Source organism: Mycolicibacterium sp. XJ1819 (assembly GCF_053483675.1).
The window spans coordinates 1-228 of sequence record NZ_JBEFST010000073.1; the positions used below are offsets into that span (position 1 = coordinate 1).

General features: G+C 61.8%; 1 protein-coding gene. It reads right to left on the reverse strand.

The features are described from left to right. A partial coding sequence (locus ABQE89_RS26360) for a glyceraldehyde 3-phosphate dehydrogenase NAD-binding domain-containing protein (protein ID WP_448422195.1) occupies positions 1-228 on the reverse strand: 228 nt, incomplete at both ends.

The following is a 228-nucleotide window of genomic DNA, read 5'->3' on the forward strand; positions in this document are numbered from 1 at the left end:
CTTGGTGTTGCCGATGACGATCGTGTCCTCGCCCTCGAGAGAGACTTCCTCGGGGAGCCGACCCAGAATCGAGTCGAATTTGAGCAGGTGCGCGAGGGTGGCATTGTCGGTGAGGTCGTTGACCGCGACGATTTCGATATCGGTGCTCTTGCCCTCGGCCTTCTGCGCCGCGAGGGCCCGGTAGAAGTTGCGTCCGATTCGGCCGAAGCCGTTAACGCCTACCCGGAT